The following is a 16,226-nucleotide window of genomic DNA, read 5'->3' on the forward strand; positions in this document are numbered from 1 at the left end:
GCTCCGCGGAGCGAAAGGGTACAAAGGCTCCAGAAAATGAAACAGCGAACCGCTGTGCGAAACAACCGGCCGTTCCGCCGGTAGGCACGCGCACCACCGAACCACCGCACGCAAGTTGCCCGCGCGACGGAGGTGCTTCCGGTGACCCGGCTGCGGATCACGTACGGCCCGTGGGGCGAGACCCTGGACGAACTGTGCACCGCCGGAGCCGCCGCCGAAGCGGCCGGCGCCGAGGTGCTGTGGGTCCCCGAACTGCACCGCAGCGCCACCGTCACAGCCGCCGCCCTTGCCGCGCGCACGAGTTCGGCGCGCATCGGCACCGGAATCGCGCAAAGCGGCCGTACCTGGAACGAGTTCGACGTCGTCGTGTCGGCCCGCTGTTCGATCGACGACGACCGCGCGGCCGTCCGCCGCCGGGCCGCCGGACTGGTCGGGTTCTGCGCCTCGGTGCGCACCTACGCCGATCTCTTCGCGGCCCATGGTCTGTCCGCCGCACAGGAAGAGGTGATACGACAGTTCAGAGCCGGTGCGGGCGCCGACGATCTCGCCGCCGCGGTACCGGCTCCGATGGTCGACGCCCTGACGCTGTCCGGGCCGGCCGCCGAGGTCCGGGAACGCGTGCTCGCCTACGAAGGGATCGCCGGCACCGTCAAGCTCACCCCGCCCACCCACGGACTGCCCGCCCCGGAGATCCGCGCCGCCCAGCAACGCATCCTCGCCCTGATCGCCGAGCTCACCGGGGAGCGCTCATGACATCCGCGCGCAGGCCGCTCGAAGACGTCCGCATCATCGCCGTCGAGCAGTACGGGGCCGGCCCGTTCGGCTCGCTGAACCTGGCCGACCTGGGCGCCGAGGTGGTCAAGGTCGAGGACCCGGGGTCGGGCGGCGACGTGAGCCGCTACGTGCCGCCGTTCGCCGAGGGCGAGGACTCGCTCTTCTTCGAGACGTTCAACCGCAACAAACGCAGCCTGAGCCTCGATCTCGCCAACCCCGAGGGCCGCGCGGTGTTCGAGGACCTGGTGCGCGGCGCCGACGCCGTCTACTCCAACCTGCGCGGCGACGTCCCGGAGAAGATCGGCATCACGTACGCGCAGCTCAAGCACCTCAACCCGGCGATCGTGTGCTGCTCGCTGACCGGCTTCGGGATGACCGGGCCGCGGCGCACCGAGCCCGGCTACGACTACATCCTGCAGGGCCTGGCCGGCTGGATGGAACTGACCGGCGACCCGGACGGCCCGCCCACGAAGTCCGGCCTGTCGGTCGTCGACTACTCGGGCGGCTTCGTGGCGGCGATCTCGCTGCTCGCCGGGCTGCACGCGGCCCGGCGCGACGGCGTCGGCCTGGACTGCGACGTCAGCCTGTACGACACCGCGATCGGGATGCTGGCGTACGTGGGGGTCTGGCACCTCAACGCCGCCTACCGGCCCGCCCGCACCCGCAACTCGGCGCACCCGTCGATGGTGCCCTTCCAGAACTTCGCGACGAAGGACGGCTGGATCGTGGTGGGCTGTGCGAAGGAGAAGTTCTGGCAGCGCCTCGCCGCCGTCGTCGGCCGCCCCGAGTGGGGCGAACCCGATGGCAGATACGGCACGTTCGCCCGGAGATCCGAACACGCCGAGGAGCTGCTCGGGCAGCTCGGCGGCATCTTCCGGTCCCGCACGTCGGCGGAGTGGCTGGCCGAACTGGGCCCGGCCGGGGTGCCCTGCGCGCCGGTCAACTCGGTGGCCGAGGCGCTCGCCGACCCGCACGCCGAGGCCCGCGGGCTGCTGGTCGAGACCGGGCATCCGCATTACGGCACGCTGCGGAACCTGGCCTCGCCGGTGCGCGTCGGGGATCTGCCGCCGAAGTACCGGCGGGCGCCGCGGCGCGGCGAGGACCAGGCCTATGTGCTCTGCGACTTGCTCGGGTACGACGCCGACCGGATAGCCGCGCTGGCCGAAGGCGGCGCGTTCGGGGCCGCGGCGAGGGAGCGGGCATGAGCATCGCGACCCGCTTTGCGCTGTGGGGCCTCGGGCTTGGGAACGACAACACCCCCGACGAAGTCCGCGATGCGGCCTGCCGGCACCTTCTGGACGGGGTGGGCAACGCGGTGGCCGCGGTCCGGCTGGGCGCCGCGGAGCCCGCGCTCGCGGTGGCCGCCGCGCTGGGCGGCCCGCGCAAGGCGTCCGTGATCGGCTCGTCCGGTCCGCGGATCTCCGCACCGGCCGCCGCGCTGGCCAACGGCACGCTCGTGCACGCCCTCGATTTCGACGACACGCATCCGGGCGGCCTGGTGCACGCCACCGCCCCGGTGCTGCCGGCCGCGTTCGCGGTCGGCCAGGAGATGCGGGCGTCCGGCTCCGAAGTGCTGCTGGCCGCGGTCGCCGGAATGGAGGCAGTGTGCCGCATCGCGGCCGCGGCGCCGCATGCGTTCCATGCCCGCGGGCTGCACGCGACCGGCATGGCCGGGGTCTTCGCGGCGGCGCTCACCAGTGCGCGGCTGATGCGCCTGGATGTCGCCCGTACGGTCAATGCGCTGGGCATCGCGGGTAGTTCGGCGGGCGGTCTGCTCGAGTTCCTCAACACCGGGTCGTCCACCAAGCAGTTGCATCCCGGCATGGCGGCGGCCAACGGCATCCTCGCGGCCCGGCTGGCCGCGGCCGGGGCGACCGGCCCGGACACGGTGTTCGAGGGGGAGTTCGGCTTCTACCGTGCGCATGCCGACCGGACGCTGAGCCCGCATCAGCTGCTCGGCGGGCTCGGCGAGCGCTGGGAGCTGCTGGATCTCGTGGTCAAGCCGTATCCGTGCTGCCAGCTGATCCATGCGTCGCTCAACGCGGGTGCGGCCGTGGTGGAGCGGATGGCCGAGGCCGGCCTGCAGGCCGCGGACATCGAGTCGATCAAGGCCACGGTGCCGAAGGAGGCGCTGCCGCTGGTGTGCGCGCCGGACAAGGCGTACCCGCGGACCGTGTACGAGGCGAAGTTCTCGCTGGCCTGGTCGCTGGCCGCGATGCTGACCGACGGATCGGTGGGCGTGGACACCTACTCGGAAGGCTGCACGCGGCGGACCCAGCTGAGCACGCTCGCGCAGCGGGTGCGGTTCGTCACCGCACGCGGGAGCGGCCCGGCCGCCGCCGAGCCGGGGCGGCTGACCGTGCGCTTCCGCGGCGGCCGCCAACTGCGGGTCGAGGAACCCGCGGCAAAGGCAGTGACGGACACCGCGCTGATGGCGAAGTTCCATGCGAACACCGGCGGCATCACCCCGGAGTCCCAGCAGTTGGCCGCCCAGCTGCGCGCGCTGGGCACGGTCCGGGTTCTCGGACCGCTGCTCGACCTGACCGCCGCGGTGGCCGCCCGGAAGGAGGCCGGGTGATGGCGTACGAGCCGATCCGGCCCGCCGAGTTCCCGTGGTTCCGGTACGACGGCTGCACCTTCTCGCTGGGCCTGATGCGCAAGCTGCCGGGCAGGCGGACCGAGGCGGTGCTGTCCGGGCACTCGGCGTCCGAGTACGACTCCGAGGCCGGGCGCACGGCGGTCGCTTCATGAGCCTGCCGTTCGACGACGTGCGCAAACTGGTCGGGCGTACCGCGGTCTACACCGCCCCGGAGGAGCTGGGCCGGGCCCTGGTCCGGCAGTTCGCGCTGGGGACCGGCGACGACAACCCGCTGTACTCGGATGCGGACCTCGCGAAGGCGTGGGGCCACGACGACGTGGTCGTGCCGCCCACGCTCATCTGCGATACGAACCAGTACACGGGGCTGCTGCCGGACGCCGACGGATTCCCCGGGCATTCGTGGGGCATCGAGATCCCCGGCACCCGCAAGATCCGCGGCGGGAACGCTTACACGTTCCACCGGCCGGTGCACCCCGGCGACGTGGTGACCGCGCACTGGACGCTGACCGGCGTGAAGGAGCGCACCAACGCGGCCGGCCGGGCGATGCTCATCGTCACCTCGGTGGTCCGCTACACGAACCAGCACGGCGACGCTCTGGCGGACAACGAGGAAACCGTCATCTGGGCCGAACTCCCGTCCGCGCCGAGCCCGGAGGGGCCGTCGTGAGCGGGCCGCCGAACAGGGCCTGCCCGCACCGGTGGTGGACGGCCAGGTATTCGGTGCCCTGCCGGCCGAGCAACTTCAGGACTGGCTCGGGCCGGGCACGCGCCTGGCCACGCTGCACTTCAGATTCCGCGAACTGGTCTTCGTCGGCGAAGAAGTGCGGTGCACCGGCCGGGTCACCGCGATCGAGGGGGAACTAGTGACCGTCGTCCAGCAGATCGCCGTCGTGGGGCCGGACGCGCGCGTCGCGGTCGCCCCGGCGGGCGCGACCCTGACCGTGCGGGAGCGGCCATGACCGTCGCGATCGTGGGAGTGGCCGAGTCCGACCTCGGCGTCACCGGACGCTCGATCCTCGGGCTCCAGACCCAGGGCATCACCCGAGCCCTGGCCGATGCGGGACTCGCGCTCGCGGACGTCGACGGGCTGGCCACCGCGGGGGTGGCCCGCTTCTCGGCGACGCAGCTGGCGGAGTACCTGGGCATCGAGCCCGCCTGGACCGACTCCACCTTCGCGGGCGGCAGCGCGTTCGAGATGTACGTGGCCCGCGCGGTGCAGGCGATCGATGCCGGGCAGTGCACGACCGCGGTGATCTCGTACGGCTCGAACCAGCGCTCGGCCCGGTCCCGCAAGCTCGGCGGGAACGTCGACGCGCACACGCCCGAGGCGCAGTTCGAGGTGCCGTACGGGCCGCTCTACCCGATCTCCTACTACGCGATGGTCGCGCAGAAGTACCTGCACGCCTACGGTGCGAAGCGCGACAGCCTCGCCGAGATCGCCGTCGCCGCCCGCGAGTGGGCGCTGCTCAACCCGGCCGCGTTCCGGCACGGCGCGGGCCCGCTGACCGTCGACGACGTGCTCTCCGCCGACCAGGTCGCCTCGCCGCTCGGCACGCTGGACTGCTGCCTGGTGACCGACGGCGGCGGCGCGATCGTGCTGACCTCGCTCGACCGGGCCCGCGACCTGCGCGCCGACCCGGTGGTGGTGCTGGGTTACGGGGAGTCCACGACCAATTCCGGGATGGGGGCTGTGGATAACTTGCTGCGGCCTGGCTCGTTCGACTCCGCCGCCCGGGCCTACCGGATGGCCGGACTCGGCCCGGCCGACGTGGACGTGGCGGAGGTCTACGACTCCTTCACCATCACCGCGCTGCTCAGTCTGGAGGCGCTCGGCTTCTGCGCGCCCGGAGAGGGCGCCGACTTCGTCGCGGACGGCCGGCTGCGGCCCGGCGGAGCGCTGCCGTTCAACACCAGCGGCGGCGGTCTGTCGTACAACCATCCGGGCATGTACGGGCTGTTGCTGCTGGTGGAAGCGGTGCGGCAACTGCGCGGCGAGTGCGGGGACCGCCAAGTGGCGGATCCTGCGGTGGCCTTGGCTCATGGCACCGGCGGCATCTTCTCGACCCATGCCACAGTGCTCCTGGGGCGGGACGGACGAGGCGAGTGGGGATGATGGAGTCCACTGATACGTACGAGGTCCCGCCTCCCGACGAGGTGACCGGCCCGTGGTGGGACGCCACCCGGGAGCGCCGCCTGGTGGTGCAGCGATGCGCGGACTGCGGGCACCGGCAGCACTATCCCCGGGCGTTGTGCACAGGCTGTGGAAAACTCTCCGGGGAATTCGCCGAAGTCACCGGGCGTGGCCGGGTGGACACATTCTCGGTGGTGCACCGGGCACCGCGCGGCGGCCTCGAAGTCCCTTATGTCCTGGCACGCGTGCGGTTGGCCGAAGGGCCGGTGCTGGTCACGAACATCGTCGGCTGCCCGCCCGGGGACGTGGTCTGCGATCTGCCCGTGGTCGTCGACTGGCGGCCGCTGCCGGACGGCCGCGCCCTGCCCGTGTTCCGTCCCGACCCGTCGGCGCGATCGGTGTGAGGTTCCGGTGGATTTCGAACTGAGCGACGAGCAAAAGCTGTTCCGCAGCACGCTGCGCGACTTCGTGCACAAGGAAATCGACCCGGTCGCCGCCGAATGGGAGCGTACCGGGCGCTATCCCACCGAAATCGTCGCCACGATGCGCTCGTTGGGCCTCTTCGGGCTCACCGTGCCCGAGGAGTACGGCGGCCTGGCCGTCGACATGGTGTCCTTCGCGCTGGTCTTCGAGGAGATCTCGCGCGGCTGGATGGGCGTGGCCGGCATCCTCGGCTCGCACTCCCTGGCCTGCTGGATGATCGCCCGGCACGGCACCGAGGAGCAGCGCGCGCACTACCTGCCGCGGCTGGCCGCCGGCGAATGGCGCAGCGGCATCGCGCTGACCGAACCGGATGCGGGCACCGACCTCCAGGGCATCCGCACCACCGCGCGCCGCGAGGGCGACACGTACGTCGTGGACGGTGCGAAGACGTGGATCACCAACGCCCGGCACGCGAACGTCCTGCCGGTCCTGGTGAAGACCGATCCGTCCGCGGTCCCGGCGCACCGCGGCATGAGCGTGCTGCTGATCGACACCGACACCCCCGGCTTCGAGGTGCTGCGCGACCTGCCCAAGCTCGGCTACAAGGGCACCGAGTCCTGCGAGTTGCTGCTGACCGGGGTGCGGGTGCCGGCCGACCAGCTGCTCGGCGGCGTCGAAGGCGTCGGCATGAAGCAGGCGCTGTCCGGGCTGGAGACCGGCCGCATCAACGTGGCGGCCCGGGCGGTCGGGGTGGCCCAGCGGGCGTACGACGAGGCGCTCGCTTATGCGCGGCAGCGCGAGGCTTTCGGGCAGCCGATCAGCTCGTTCCAGGCGATCCAGCTGAAGCTTGCCGACATGGCGGCGAACCTGCAGGCCGCGCGCCTGATGGTCTATTGGGCAGCGTCGCGCGCGGATGCCGGGAAGCGCGTCGACATGGAGTCGGGCATGGCCAAGCTCCTGGCCTCGGAGACCGCGCTGACCAACTCGCTGGACGCGATGCGCATCCACGGGGGCTACGGCTACTCGCAGGAGTTCGTGGTCGAACGCCTCTACCGCGACGCCCCGTTGATGGCCATCGGCGAAGGCACCAACGACATTCTCCGGACCGTCATCGCGAAGTCCCTGGTGGCGGGCGTCGAAGCGATCGGAGGCTGAGCGGCATGAGTGCGCGCAGCTACCTCTATGTGCCGGGGGACGCCCCCGGCAAGCTTGCGAAGGCGTTCGACCGGGGAGCGGACGCGCTCATCGTCGACCTGGAGGACGCCGTCGCACCGTCCGCCAAGGAGGCCGCGCGGCGCAACGTGGCCGCCTGGCTGGCGGACGCCCGGCCCGGCGACACCGAGATCTGGGTGCGCGTGAACGCACCCAGCGACGTGCGCAAGGCCGATGTCGCGGCGGTGGCGGTCAGCCCGCTGCTGACCGGGATATTCCTGCCCCGGGTCGAGCACCAGTGGCCGATCATCCGGGTGGTCCGGCAGCTGCGGAAGCTGCGTTCGGAGGCCGTGCTCTGCCCGATGATCGAGACCGCGACGGCGCTGTCCCACATGGAGCTGATCGGCAGCGGGCCGCGGGTCGCCCGGCTGCAGCTCGGCGAGGTGGACCTGTGCGCCGAGCTCGGCGTCACGCCCGGCGACGACGGGCGCGAACTCCTGTATGTGCGGACCCGGTTGGTGATCGACTCGATGGCGGCCGGGATCGGACCGCCGCTCGCCCCGGTGGACACCGACTTCCGCGACCTGGACCGGCTGCGGACCACCAGCGAGGAGTTCAAGCGCATGGGGTACCGCGGGCGTGCCTGCATCCATCCGGCGCAAGTGCCGGTGGTCAACGAGGCGTTCACGCCCACGCAGGAGGAACTGGCCCGGGCCTGGGACATCGTCGAGCGGCACGGCGCAGCGGTCGCGGCGGGCAACGGCGTCTGCCTGGATGCGGAAGGACGCATGGTCGACGAGGCGGTCGTCCGCAGGGCCCGCTCGGTGCTGGACCTGCGGCGGTGATGCCTGCGCGGAGTGGGCCGCGATGAGCCCGCCCGGTCCTGGACTGCGGTGGCGGGACTTCCGCATGCCCTTCACCGAGGTGCCGGTGACGGTGCCGGGCGGCACCGCGCGGTGCGCGTCCCGAACCCCGCGCGGCGCGGTGGCGCTTGCGTGGTTCGCCGGGGATCCGACCGCGGTGACCCGGCTCGCGGAGCCGGGGTGTGCGTCAGGCGCGTGATCCCAGGGTGCCGTGGGCCAGTTCGGCCAGGCCGGTGCTGATGCGTTCCAGGCTCGTGCCGTTCTCCCGCTGGTAGCGGTACAGCTCCGGGGCGAGCGGGGCGAGCAGCAGATCGGCGAGCGTGTCGGCGTCCGCGGCGCCGGCCTGCTGCGCGAGGTGCCGCACATGCAGGCGCCAGAACCCGTACGCGCCGGTCGAGTAGCGCGCGCTGCCGGTCTCCGCACCGAGCAGCAGATGGACGTGCGTCTCCAGTAGGTCGATCATCGCCGCGTAGAAGGCCGCGAGCCGGTCCGCGGGGCCGACGTCCTCGCCCGGTCCGAGCGGCGGAGCGCCGCGCATCAACTTCTCCTGCAGTGCGCGCTCGTGCTCGTCGAGCAGCGCGCGGGCGATCGAGACCCGGTCGGGATAGCGGCGGTAGAGCGTGCCGCGCCCGATGCCGGCCGCCTTGGCGATGTCGTCCATCGTCACGCTCGCCGGGTCGCGCTCGGCGAACAGCTTCTCCGCGGCGGCCAGCACACGCGCCCGGTTGCGGGCGGCGTCGGCCCGCTCGCGCGGCGCCGGTTCTTCGGCGAGCGGCAGGTCGGGGCGTCGAGTCATGCCCCCCACTCTAGTGCGCTCCGATAGAAGTGGACAGGACGTCCACTTGTGCGTATGGTCGTCGCATCGGCAAGCGGACAGACTGTCCACTTAGTCGGAAGATCGTCGGCGCACTGCCGCCGCCGTGCCTGTGACCAGGGGGTTCCGCCATGTCCCAGCTGCTCCATCTCGACAGCAGCGCCCGTACCGACTCGTTCTCGCGACGCCTCGGCGAGGTCTTCGCGACCACCTGGCAGGCCAGCGGCGGGGGCGGCTACACGTACCGCGACCTCGCTGCCGATCCGCCGCCGCCGATCCGCGAGGGCTGGACGGCCATCTGCGACACGATGCTGCGCGAGGGCATCAGCGAGATCGACCGGTACGCCGAGGCGGTCCGCACCGACGCGGAACGCGAGGCCTGGGCGGTGGTCGAGCCGCTGCTCGCGGAACTGGTCGCCGCGGATGTCGTGGTGATCGGTGCGCCGATGTACAACTTCGGCGTCCCGGCCGCCCTCAAGGCGTGGATCGACCAGGTCACCTTCCCCAAGATGGTGCTCGCGCCCCGCAAGTTCGTGGTCCTGTCGGCGCGCGGCGGGGCGTACGGCCCCGGCATGCCGCGCGAGCCGTTCGACCACCAGGAGCGCTACCTGCGCGACTTCTTCCAGGGGCACTACGCGGTGGACGAGGCCGATGTGGTCAACGCCGAACTGGTCAACGCACTGGTCGATCCGGGGCTCGCCGACCGCCTGCCGCAGCACGAGGCCTCCTCGGCGGCCGCCCTGCTCGCCGCGCGGGAACTGGCCGTCAAGTACGCCGACTTCAGCATCCGCAACTACTGAGACAGCAGCGAACCGGAGGGACTGCCATGCCGTGGATCTGGCTGCTGCTGGCCGGCGCCGTCGAGGTCGCCTGGTCGCAGAGCATCAAGCCGACCGAAGGGTTCACCAAGATCCCGCAGACCGCACTGTGCATCGCGCTGATGGCCGGTGCCGTGTTCCTGCTCTCGATGGCGATGCGGGACCTGCCGGTCGGCACGTCGTACGCGGTCTTCACCGGCATCGGCACGGTCGGCGCGATCGTGCTCGGCGTGGTGATCCAGAACGACGCGCTCAACCTGGGGCGGGTCGCCGCGCTCACCCTGATCATCGCGGGCCTGACGCTGGCGAAGCTGACCACCGCGTCCTGAGCTGTGTCCTGAGTCATGTCCGGTTCCGCGAGTGGACGGGGCCGCGTCAGGCGGTCCTGCGAGCGTCCGGGCCTGCGTCGGGCGGCCCGGTTGCGGACGGCCCCGGGAATATCCCCGGGGCCGTCCGGCGTTTTTGCCCGTCATGCCCGTAGGACTGCTGATCGTCGTCGCCGTGCTGGCCGCCGCGACGTCCGTCGGGCTGTGGCGGCGCCGCACCGACGGGAAGATGCGTACCGTGCCCCAGCTTGCCGACGACACCGCAGAGCCGCAGCTCACCGCCGCCGAGATCGGCACCGAGCTGGGCAGCAAGGCGACCTTCGTGCAGTTCTCCACCGCCTTCTGCTCGCCGTGCCGGACCACGCGGCTGCTGCTCGGCCAGGTGGCCGGCGAGCTGGACGGCGTCGTGCACGCCGAGATCGATGCGGAGAACCACCTCGACCTGGTCCGCCGCCTCGACATCACCCGCACCCCGACCGTCCTGGTCCTGGACGGCACCGGCCGCATCGTGCGGCGGGCCACCGGAGTGCCGCGGCGCCAGGACGCCCTTGCCGCCGTCGCGCTCGCGGTCACGGCCGGGGCCCCGGTGGCAGACCCTGCCGCGGACTGAGCCGCGGCCTGTGAGCCGGGGGAGCACCTCGATCCCGTCGCTTCATCTCGTTGCCACGACCAAGGCTTAATCTCGTCGTCATGAGCACCCCCGCACCCGGCGCATCCGGTCCCGGCCTGGACCCGCGCGGCCCGCGCTTCGCGGCCGCGGTGACCTCGGCCGTGCTGGCCGTCGTCCTCATCACCGGGAGCGGCTGGCTGCTCGCGGTCCAGGCGGTCGTCTTCGCGGTCGCGGTCTTCGCCGGGCCCGGCAAGGCGCCGTACGGACTCGTCTACCGGCACTTCGTCGCCCCGCGGCTCGCGCCGCCGACCGAGCGCGAGGACCCGCGTCCGGTGCGGTTCGCGCAGCTTGTCGGCCTGGTCTTTGCGGTGGTCGGGATGGTCGGCTACCTGGTCGGCCCGGAGGCGCTGGGCATCGTGGCCACCGCCTTCGCGCTCTTCGCGGCCTTCCTCAATGCGGTGTTCGGGCTGTGCCTGGGCTGCGAGATGTACCTGCGTATCCGGCGGCTTACTGCCGCGCGGTGAAATCGCGGACCAGCTTGACCAGTTCCGCGGCCTTCTCGAAGAGCACGAGGTGCCCCGAGTCGAGCTCGGCGTACGTGCTGCCCGCGATGCCCGCGTGCAGCGCCTTCGCGCCGGCGACCGGGACGAGGTAGTCGGCAGTCGAACCGATCACAAGCGTCGGCGCGGTGATCTGCGGCAGGGCGGCCGAGACGTCCGCGCGGAGTCCCAGTTCGATTTGCCGGGCGGTGCCCGCGGGGGGCTCGCCGGCCTGTATCTGCTTGATCCCTGCGTCGCCGAGCCCGGTCAGGAACGCGGGAGCGAAGCCGATCGCGGACGCAAACGCGGGGGCCAGTTCCGGCTCGTCCGCGGTCAGTTTCCGCCACAGCTCGAAGACCATCGTGTGCCGCGGGTCGGCGTTGTCCACCCAGCCGTTGAGCAGGATCAGGCGCCGGATCTTCTCGGGGCGGGCCGCCGCGGCAGTGGCCGCGATCAGCGCGCCGAGCGAGAAGCCCAGCAGGTCGACCGGGCCGTCGACGGCGTCGTCCGCGGCAGCCAGGACCTGTGCGGCAAGCAGTTCGAGACCCAGGTTCCCGCCGGGGTCGCTTGTCTCTCCGCTGCCCGCGAAGTCGGGAGTGACGACGGTGTGCCGGTCGGCGAAATGCTCGACCAGGTGGCCGAAGTTGGTACGGGAGTCGCCGCCGGTGCCGTGCACGAGGACGAGACCCGGGCCGGTGCCTGCCACGGAGTAGTGGACCGTGCCGACGGCGGTGGATGTGACCGTACGGTTCATGATGGTGCCCTCCCCGGAAAGTGCCCGGAATCTCCGGGTTCCCGGACGGTACGGCCTGACACCGGTGTCAGAGTCAAGCGGAAGGACGGACGAGAATGCGCATCGGGCGTCCCAGGGCATCCTGGCGGCCGTGATCGGCGCCGACGTGCGGGGGAAAGCTGCGTAGCCGGGCGCATCAAGGGTGGTTCCGGCAGTACCAGGCCCGCGGGGGTGCTGGGTGGAACTCTGCGGACCAGGCAGAGTTGATCAGGTAAGAACCGCTCCCGCGAACGAACCGGAGAAGACCCTCCATGAGCAACACCGACGTCACCACCGTCGCCGCGTACGCCGCCCCCGCTCCGCAGTCCCCGCTGGCGCGCACCACCGTGCCGCGGCGTCCGGTCGGCGACAACGACGTCCTGATCGAGATCAAGTACTGCGGTATCTGCCACTCGGACATCCACCAGGTGAACGAGGACTGGGGGCAGGCGCCGTTCCCGATGGTCCCGGGCCACGAGATCGCCGGCATCGTGACCCAGGTCGGCTCCGCGGTCACCCGCCACGAGGTCGGCGACCGGGTGGGCGTGGGCTGCTTCGTGGACTCGTGCCGCACATGCGAGAACTGCGTCGCGGGCCTGGAGCAGTTTTGCCTGAACGGCGCGACCGGCACGTACCCGATCGGCCCGGACGGTGAGCCGACCTACGGCGGCTACAGCACGCACATCGTGGTGGCCGAGGACTTCGCGCTGTCGATCCCCGAGGGCATCTCCCTGGAAGAGGCCGCGCCGCTCCTCTGCGCCGGCATCACGCTCTACTCGCCGCTGACGCGCTGGAATGCCGGGCCGGGCAAGAAGGTCGCCATCGTCGGCCTGGGCGGCCTCGGCCACATGGGCGTGAAGATCGCGAACGCGCTGGGCGCGGACGTGACGGTCCTCAGCCAGTCGCTGCGGAAGAAGGACGACGGGCTGCGCCTGGGCGCGAAGGCATTCCACGCGACGTCCGACCCGGAGACGTTCACGAAGCTCGCGGGCACCTTCGACCTGATCGTCAGCACGGTCTCGGCGAACATGGACCTGGACGCGTACCTGGGCCTGCTGCGCAGCGGCGGCACGTTCGTGAACGTGGGCGCCCCGGGTGAGCCGAACTCGATCAACATGTTCTCGCTGATCGGCGGCAACAAGAACCTCGCCGGCTCGATGGTCGGCGGCATCGCCGAGACGCAGGCCATGCTCGACTTCTGCGCGCAGCACAACCTCGGCGCCGACATCGAGGTCATCCCCGCGGACAAGATCAACGAGGCCTACGAGCGCGTGCTGGCCGGCGACGTCCGCTACCGCTTCGTCATCGACACGGCGACGATCGCCTGACTCCCGCAGTGAACTCCGCCCACGCGGAGTGAGAGACCTCCAGGTGTCCGCGGCAGTGCTCCTTGCTGTCGCGGACACCTGCGTATCGGGGAAGACCCGCAACATCGCCGCAGCCGTTGTCTCCCGCCGAGACCGCCCGTCGGTCCACAGCCTGTGGAGTGGCGCCCAACTTCCGCGACGGTGAACAGGTTTGGTTCGCCCTCTGCCTCTGCCGTCGGAGTGCGTCACTACGCTCGCCGCATGTCCCTCACCCTCGCCGGACTGACCGGCTACATCGACCGCGACCTCGACGCCGACCTCGCGCGCTGGTTCCCCGACGCGCCGCGGGTCGACGTGCCTGCCGAGACGCCGCCGATCGCCCCGTTCCTCGCGAAGCTCCCCGCGGAGGCGGCCACCGCGCTGGCCGCCTTCGACCGCCGCGTACGATCCGGCGACCTGGCGTACTTCCTCGACATCGAGGACTGGTCGTACGCCTTCGACTTCGAGGACAACGGCTGCCAGATCCTCGACACCGACTACGAGACCGAGATCCCCAGTGAGGACGTGTGGTCCCTGGGCGCCGACGGCGGCGGCAACTACTACGTCGTCCTCACCGACGGCCGCGTGGCCCTCTGGTTCCACGAAGAAGAAGTCATCGAAGCCGACACCCACTTCGACACCGTCGATGCCTTTGTCTGGTCCCTCGTCCGCTACCGGGCCATCCGCAACGGCGCCCTCGCCCTCGCGGACGTCGAAGCCGACTTCCACTCGCTTGCCCAACCCGGCGTCCTGGCCCCGCAACTCGGCCTCCTCGCCACGCTGAAAGCCACTGCATAAGCGGTCGAATTCCTCCGCTTTCCGCCGGGCCGAAGTCGGCGAATGATGACCGAACGGCAGGCTATTTCGTTCGGTAATCTCGGCGCCGTGTCAGGGGCGGGGAGCGGGTTTCGGACGGGTGGGGCCGACGGCGCAGGGGGACGCGACCGGGCGGCCGGCTGCGGCACGAGCACCCGCAAAGACCCTCCGGCGGAGCCGGCCCTGAGCGGTTCCGTGACCACCGCCCTGGGACGCTTCACGGTCGCCGCCGCACGCGACGCGGGGATGACCGCGGACCGCCTCGGCCGCCTCCCGCAGGTCTCCGACGACGTCCTGCACGACGACTACTCCCGGGTGCAGACCGATGCGGTCCTGGCCCTCTGGGAGCAGGTGACGCTCGCCGACACCGGCTCCGGTGTGGGCGCGTTCGCCGTGGCACGGGCCGAGCTCGGGACGTTCGGCGTGTGGGACCAGATCTTCGCGGCGAGCCCGGACCTGATGGCCGCGTTCGGCACGGCCGGCGAGTACATCGGCGCCATCGGAGACCCGTCCACCTGCGCATTCTCGGTCGTCGAGAACGGCGCCCTGGTGGGCGTCCGCTACCGCACGGGCCCTGCCGAGCAAGACGTCGTGACCGCGGTCGAGCAGTTCGGCGTCGGACTCATCGCGACCCGCGCCCGCGCCGCCGCACGCCGCGACGTACGCCCGCTCCGCGTCGCGTTCTGCCACCCCGCACCCGAACGCACCAGCCCGCTGGCCGAGTTGTTCGGCACCCGCAACCTCGACTTCGGGGCCGAGGCGAACGAGATCGTCTTCGCCCGCGCCGACCTCATCGGCCCGCTGCCCGGCGGCACCCCCGGACTCCTGCCCATCCTCCGCGCACACGCAGACCACACCCTGCAGACGGCCCGACCGGTCCGCGACTGGCGCAGCGCCTTCCGCACCGCCCTCCGCGCGGCCGCCGACGACCCCGGCGTCTCCCTGGCCGCCGTCGCAGCCCGCCTGGCGACCACCCCGCGCACCCTCCAACGCCGCCTTGCCGAACACAACACCACCTGGCGCACCGAACTCGACGAAGCCCGCGCCGACCGCGCAACCGAACTGATCCGCAGCACCCATCTCCCGATGCACACCATCGCCACCCGCACCGGCTACAGCGACCCCCGAGCCCTCCGCCGCGCCGTCCACCGCTGGCACAACACCACCCCGGCCGCCCTCCGCGGAACCGGTCAGCGCGGGGCGTCCGCCCGATCGGAGTCGAACACGGTGGACGCGTAGTCGTAGCGCAACACCGAGCCGAACGCGCAGACCCCGGGCGGGATCGTGGACGCGTACGGCTGCGTGCGGGAGTGCCGTGGGATTCCCCCGGGCCCTGCCTCAGCTTGCCGGGATGGAAGCGCGGACCAGCAAAGTCCCCACGTCGTCAGGGTCGGGGGCTTCGAGCACTGCGGCGTCGACGTCAAGGAACCCGTAGTTCCGGAGGATCCCCACCCACATCTCCGGTGTGTAGTTCCAGCGGGTGATGCCGCCCTGCTTCCCTTTGAACCCGTTCACGTGCATACCCTGCGCGCCGTAGCAGCCCTCGACGGCCGGCGCCTGCGAGAACGCGAGCACGCCGCCCGGGTTCAGCCGCGCCCGCACCAACGGCACCAGCTCTGCCGGGTTGGTGAACCACATGGCTGCCCAGACCGAGTACACCGCGTCGTACGTCTCGTCGGTTCCGGCGAGGTAGTCGCGCACATCGGCGAGTTCGAATCGCAGACCGGGTACGTGATCCCACATCCGGCAGGCGCGTCCGTGCTGTACCGGGGAGACGTCGACCCCGATGGTCGGCACGCCCTTGCTGGCGAGGTACGCGGCGTGCGCCCCGAACCCGCAGCCGAGTTCGAGGGCATTGTCAGGCTGCCGCAGATACCCCTCGTCGGGGCCGTGATGGTCCCACTGCGTCCACGAGAAGCCTTTGCCGAGCAGCTCGTCGGGAGCGTTCTCGTCGAGGCTTGGGTAGTAGGTGTCCCAGTAGTCGGCCACGCTGATGCTCATAGGCAACCCGCATGATTCGGGGGCGACATCGATGTCGGATGAACGTCGACGCGGACACGGTACCCACCCCGATCCGTGATCGCCGAAGACTCGCTCAGGTTCCCTCGAACGTGTTCTGACCTGCGGAAACACGCAGGCATGCAGAACCGGCGGCGCCCGCGTGGGCGCCGCCGGCCGGCGGGTTCAGTTGTGCGGCCGGGGCCCGTCTGGCCCCGGGCGCACGGCGCGCCGGTCAGCGCAGC

General features: G+C 71.4%; 22 protein-coding genes. 18 read left to right on the plus strand and 4 right to left on the minus strand.

The features are described from left to right. Positions 1–141 precede the first annotated feature (141 nt). The 11 genes from LZ495_RS04545 to LZ495_RS04595 all read left to right on the plus strand — a co-directional run bounded on the left by LZ495_RS04545 (position 142) and on the right by LZ495_RS04595 (position 8,141). Positions 142–753 carry an LLM class flavin-dependent oxidoreductase gene (locus tag LZ495_RS04545; RefSeq protein WP_235050573.1) on the plus strand — a complete coding sequence of 204 codons (612 nt, stop codon included), beginning with the start codon at positions 142–144 and terminating at the stop codon, positions 751–753. After that, the gene (locus LZ495_RS04550) at positions 750–1,979 is read left to right on the plus strand and encodes a CaiB/BaiF CoA transferase family protein (RefSeq protein WP_235050574.1); all 1,230 of its coding nucleotides are present in this window, start codon (positions 750–752) and stop codon (positions 1,977–1,979) included. Before LZ495_RS04545 ends, LZ495_RS04550 begins: the two co-directional genes overlap by 4 nt. Then, on the plus strand, positions 1,976–3,352 hold the full coding sequence (locus tag LZ495_RS04555; protein WP_235050585.1) for an MmgE/PrpD family protein: 1,377 nt from the start codon (positions 1,976–1,978) through the stop codon (positions 3,350–3,352). The genes LZ495_RS04550 and LZ495_RS04555 overlap by 4 nt, the downstream gene beginning before the upstream one ends. After that, entirely contained in the window at positions 3,352–3,525 is a 174-nt protein-coding gene (locus LZ495_RS04560; RefSeq protein WP_235050588.1) for a hypothetical protein, read from the plus strand. The genes LZ495_RS04555 and LZ495_RS04560 overlap by 1 nt, the downstream gene beginning before the upstream one ends. Then, positions 3,522–4,040 (plus strand): MaoC family dehydratase, encoded by a 519-nt coding sequence (locus LZ495_RS04565; RefSeq protein ID WP_235050590.1) that lies wholly within the window; start codon positions 3,522–3,524, stop codon positions 4,038–4,040. Before LZ495_RS04560 ends, LZ495_RS04565 begins: the two co-directional genes overlap by 4 nt. 34 nt (positions 4,041–4,074) lie before the next feature. Then, the gene (locus tag LZ495_RS04570; RefSeq protein ID WP_235050592.1) at positions 4,075–4,332 is read left to right on the plus strand and encodes a hotdog family protein; all 258 of its coding nucleotides are present in this window, start codon (positions 4,075–4,077) and stop codon (positions 4,330–4,332) included. Beyond that, a complete protein-coding gene (locus tag LZ495_RS04575; RefSeq protein ID WP_235050597.1) occupies positions 4,329–5,486 on the plus strand; it encodes an acetyl-CoA acetyltransferase in 1,158 nt (385 codons plus the stop codon). Before LZ495_RS04570 ends, LZ495_RS04575 begins: the two co-directional genes overlap by 4 nt. After that, complete coding sequence (locus LZ495_RS04580; RefSeq protein WP_235050605.1) at positions 5,483–5,908, plus strand: Zn-ribbon domain-containing OB-fold protein; 426 nt, start codon at positions 5,483–5,485, stop codon at positions 5,906–5,908. Before LZ495_RS04575 ends, LZ495_RS04580 begins: the two co-directional genes overlap by 4 nt. A 7-nt stretch (positions 5,909–5,915) precedes the next feature. Continuing rightward, on the plus strand, positions 5,916–7,082 hold the full coding sequence (locus LZ495_RS04585) for an acyl-CoA dehydrogenase family protein (protein ID WP_235050606.1): 1,167 nt from the start codon (positions 5,916–5,918) through the stop codon (positions 7,080–7,082). 5 nt (positions 7,083–7,087) lie between these two features. Then, positions 7,088–7,924: an HpcH/HpaI aldolase/citrate lyase family protein gene (locus LZ495_RS04590; protein WP_235050607.1), complete on the plus strand. Its 837-nt coding sequence runs from the start codon at positions 7,088–7,090 to the stop codon at positions 7,922–7,924. 64 nt (positions 7,925–7,988) lie between these two features. Further along, complete coding sequence (locus LZ495_RS04595; RefSeq protein ID WP_235050608.1) at positions 7,989–8,141, plus strand: hypothetical protein; 153 nt, start codon at positions 7,989–7,991, stop codon at positions 8,139–8,141. Here LZ495_RS04595 and LZ495_RS04600 read toward each other — a convergent pair. Further along, entirely contained in the window at positions 8,130–8,738 is a 609-nt protein-coding gene (locus LZ495_RS04600; protein ID WP_235050609.1) for a TetR/AcrR family transcriptional regulator, read from the minus strand. The two genes, LZ495_RS04595 and LZ495_RS04600, sit on opposite strands and share 12 nt — an antisense overlap. Positions 8,739–8,887: 149 nt before the next feature. On the opposite strand from LZ495_RS04600, the gene LZ495_RS04605 reads away from it, so the two are divergent. From LZ495_RS04605 to LZ495_RS04620, 4 genes are all read left to right on the plus strand, one after another. Next, entirely contained in the window at positions 8,888–9,556 is a 669-nt protein-coding gene (locus LZ495_RS04605) for an FMN-dependent NADH-azoreductase (protein WP_235050610.1), read from the plus strand. Between the two features lie 26 nt (positions 9,557–9,582). Continuing rightward, positions 9,583–9,903: a DMT family transporter gene (locus tag LZ495_RS04610; RefSeq protein WP_235050611.1), complete on the plus strand. Its 321-nt coding sequence runs from the start codon at positions 9,583–9,585 to the stop codon at positions 9,901–9,903. Positions 9,904–10,045: 142 nt separating this feature from the next. Next, entirely contained in the window at positions 10,046–10,510 is a 465-nt protein-coding gene (locus tag LZ495_RS04615) for a thioredoxin family protein (RefSeq protein WP_235050612.1), read from the plus strand. 80 nt (positions 10,511–10,590) lie between these two features. After that, complete coding sequence (locus LZ495_RS04620; protein WP_235050613.1) at positions 10,591–11,034, plus strand: DUF4395 domain-containing protein; 444 nt, start codon at positions 10,591–10,593, stop codon at positions 11,032–11,034. Here LZ495_RS04620 and LZ495_RS04625 read toward each other — a convergent pair. After that, a complete protein-coding gene (locus LZ495_RS04625; RefSeq protein WP_235050614.1) occupies positions 11,018–11,803 on the minus strand; it encodes an alpha/beta fold hydrolase in 786 nt (261 codons plus the stop codon). The two genes, LZ495_RS04620 and LZ495_RS04625, sit on opposite strands and share 17 nt — an antisense overlap. Before the next feature lie 290 nt (positions 11,804–12,093). On the opposite strand from LZ495_RS04625, the gene LZ495_RS04630 reads away from it, so the two are divergent. After that, a complete protein-coding gene (locus LZ495_RS04630; RefSeq protein ID WP_235050615.1) occupies positions 12,094–13,149 on the plus strand; it encodes an NAD(P)-dependent alcohol dehydrogenase in 1,056 nt (351 codons plus the stop codon). Here LZ495_RS04630 and LZ495_RS04635 read toward each other — a convergent pair. Further along, on the minus strand, positions 13,124–13,297 hold the full coding sequence (locus LZ495_RS04635; RefSeq protein ID WP_235050616.1) for a DUF397 domain-containing protein: 174 nt from the start codon (positions 13,295–13,297) through the stop codon (positions 13,124–13,126). The two genes, LZ495_RS04630 and LZ495_RS04635, sit on opposite strands and share 26 nt — an antisense overlap. A gap of 92 nt (positions 13,298–13,389) precedes the next feature. On the opposite strand from LZ495_RS04635, the gene LZ495_RS04640 reads away from it, so the two are divergent. Together LZ495_RS04640 and LZ495_RS04645 are read left to right on the plus strand one after the other, a co-directional pair. After that, complete coding sequence (locus tag LZ495_RS04640; RefSeq protein ID WP_235050617.1) at positions 13,390–13,965, plus strand: hypothetical protein; 576 nt, start codon at positions 13,390–13,392, stop codon at positions 13,963–13,965. 213 nt (positions 13,966–14,178) lie between these two features. Continuing rightward, entirely contained in the window at positions 14,179–15,222 is a 1,044-nt protein-coding gene (locus LZ495_RS04645; RefSeq protein ID WP_235050618.1) for an AraC family transcriptional regulator, read from the plus strand. Positions 15,223–15,321: 99 nt separating this feature from the next. Here the strand turns inward: LZ495_RS04645 and LZ495_RS04650 are convergent, their stop codons facing one another. After that, the gene (locus LZ495_RS04650) at positions 15,322–15,984 is read right to left on the minus strand and encodes a class I SAM-dependent methyltransferase (protein WP_235050619.1); all 663 of its coding nucleotides are present in this window, start codon (positions 15,982–15,984) and stop codon (positions 15,322–15,324) included. Positions 15,985–16,226 lie beyond the last annotated feature (242 nt).

The organism is Yinghuangia soli (assembly GCF_021502675.1).
Taxonomy (GTDB): Bacteria; Actinomycetota; Actinomycetes; order Streptomycetales; family Streptomycetaceae; genus Yinghuangia; species Yinghuangia soli.

Excerpts from the sequence above, each read along its gene's own strand:
- LZ495_RS04575 (WP_235050597.1), top strand. The coding sequence starts at position 4,329 with ATGACCGTCGCGATCGTGGGAGTGGCCGAGTCCGACCTCGGCGTCACC.
- LZ495_RS04560 (WP_235050588.1), top strand. The coding sequence starts at position 3,352 with ATGGCGTACGAGCCGATCCGGCCCGCCGAGTTCCCGTGGTTCCGGTAC.
- LZ495_RS04615 (WP_235050612.1), top strand. The coding sequence starts at position 10,046 with ATGCCCGTAGGACTGCTGATCGTCGTCGCCGTGCTGGCCGCCGCGACG.
- LZ495_RS04630 (WP_235050615.1), top strand. The coding sequence starts at position 12,094 with ATGAGCAACACCGACGTCACCACCGTCGCCGCGTACGCCGCCCCCGCT.
- LZ495_RS04625 (WP_235050614.1), bottom strand. The coding sequence starts at position 11,803 with ATGAACCGTACGGTCACATCCACCGCCGTCGGCACGGTCCACTACTCC.
- LZ495_RS04590 (WP_235050607.1), top strand. The coding sequence starts at position 7,088 with ATGAGTGCGCGCAGCTACCTCTATGTGCCGGGGGACGCCCCCGGCAAG.
- LZ495_RS04565 (WP_235050590.1), top strand. The coding sequence starts at position 3,522 with ATGAGCCTGCCGTTCGACGACGTGCGCAAACTGGTCGGGCGTACCGCG.
- LZ495_RS04640 (WP_235050617.1), top strand. The coding sequence starts at position 13,390 with ATGTCCCTCACCCTCGCCGGACTGACCGGCTACATCGACCGCGACCTC.
- LZ495_RS04650 (WP_235050619.1), bottom strand. The coding sequence starts at position 15,984 with ATGAGCATCAGCGTGGCCGACTACTGGGACACCTACTACCCAAGCCTC.
- LZ495_RS04605 (WP_235050610.1), top strand. The coding sequence starts at position 8,888 with ATGTCCCAGCTGCTCCATCTCGACAGCAGCGCCCGTACCGACTCGTTC.
- LZ495_RS04610 (WP_235050611.1), top strand. The coding sequence starts at position 9,583 with ATGCCGTGGATCTGGCTGCTGCTGGCCGGCGCCGTCGAGGTCGCCTGG.
- LZ495_RS04550 (WP_235050574.1), top strand. The coding sequence starts at position 750 with ATGACATCCGCGCGCAGGCCGCTCGAAGACGTCCGCATCATCGCCGTC.
- LZ495_RS04580 (WP_235050605.1), top strand. The coding sequence starts at position 5,483 with ATGATGGAGTCCACTGATACGTACGAGGTCCCGCCTCCCGACGAGGTG.
- LZ495_RS04555 (WP_235050585.1), top strand. The coding sequence starts at position 1,976 with ATGAGCATCGCGACCCGCTTTGCGCTGTGGGGCCTCGGGCTTGGGAAC.
- LZ495_RS04620 (WP_235050613.1), top strand. The coding sequence starts at position 10,591 with ATGAGCACCCCCGCACCCGGCGCATCCGGTCCCGGCCTGGACCCGCGC.
- LZ495_RS04600 (WP_235050609.1), bottom strand. The coding sequence starts at position 8,738 with ATGACTCGACGCCCCGACCTGCCGCTCGCCGAAGAACCGGCGCCGCGC.
- LZ495_RS04595 (WP_235050608.1), top strand. The coding sequence starts at position 7,989 with ATGCCCTTCACCGAGGTGCCGGTGACGGTGCCGGGCGGCACCGCGCGG.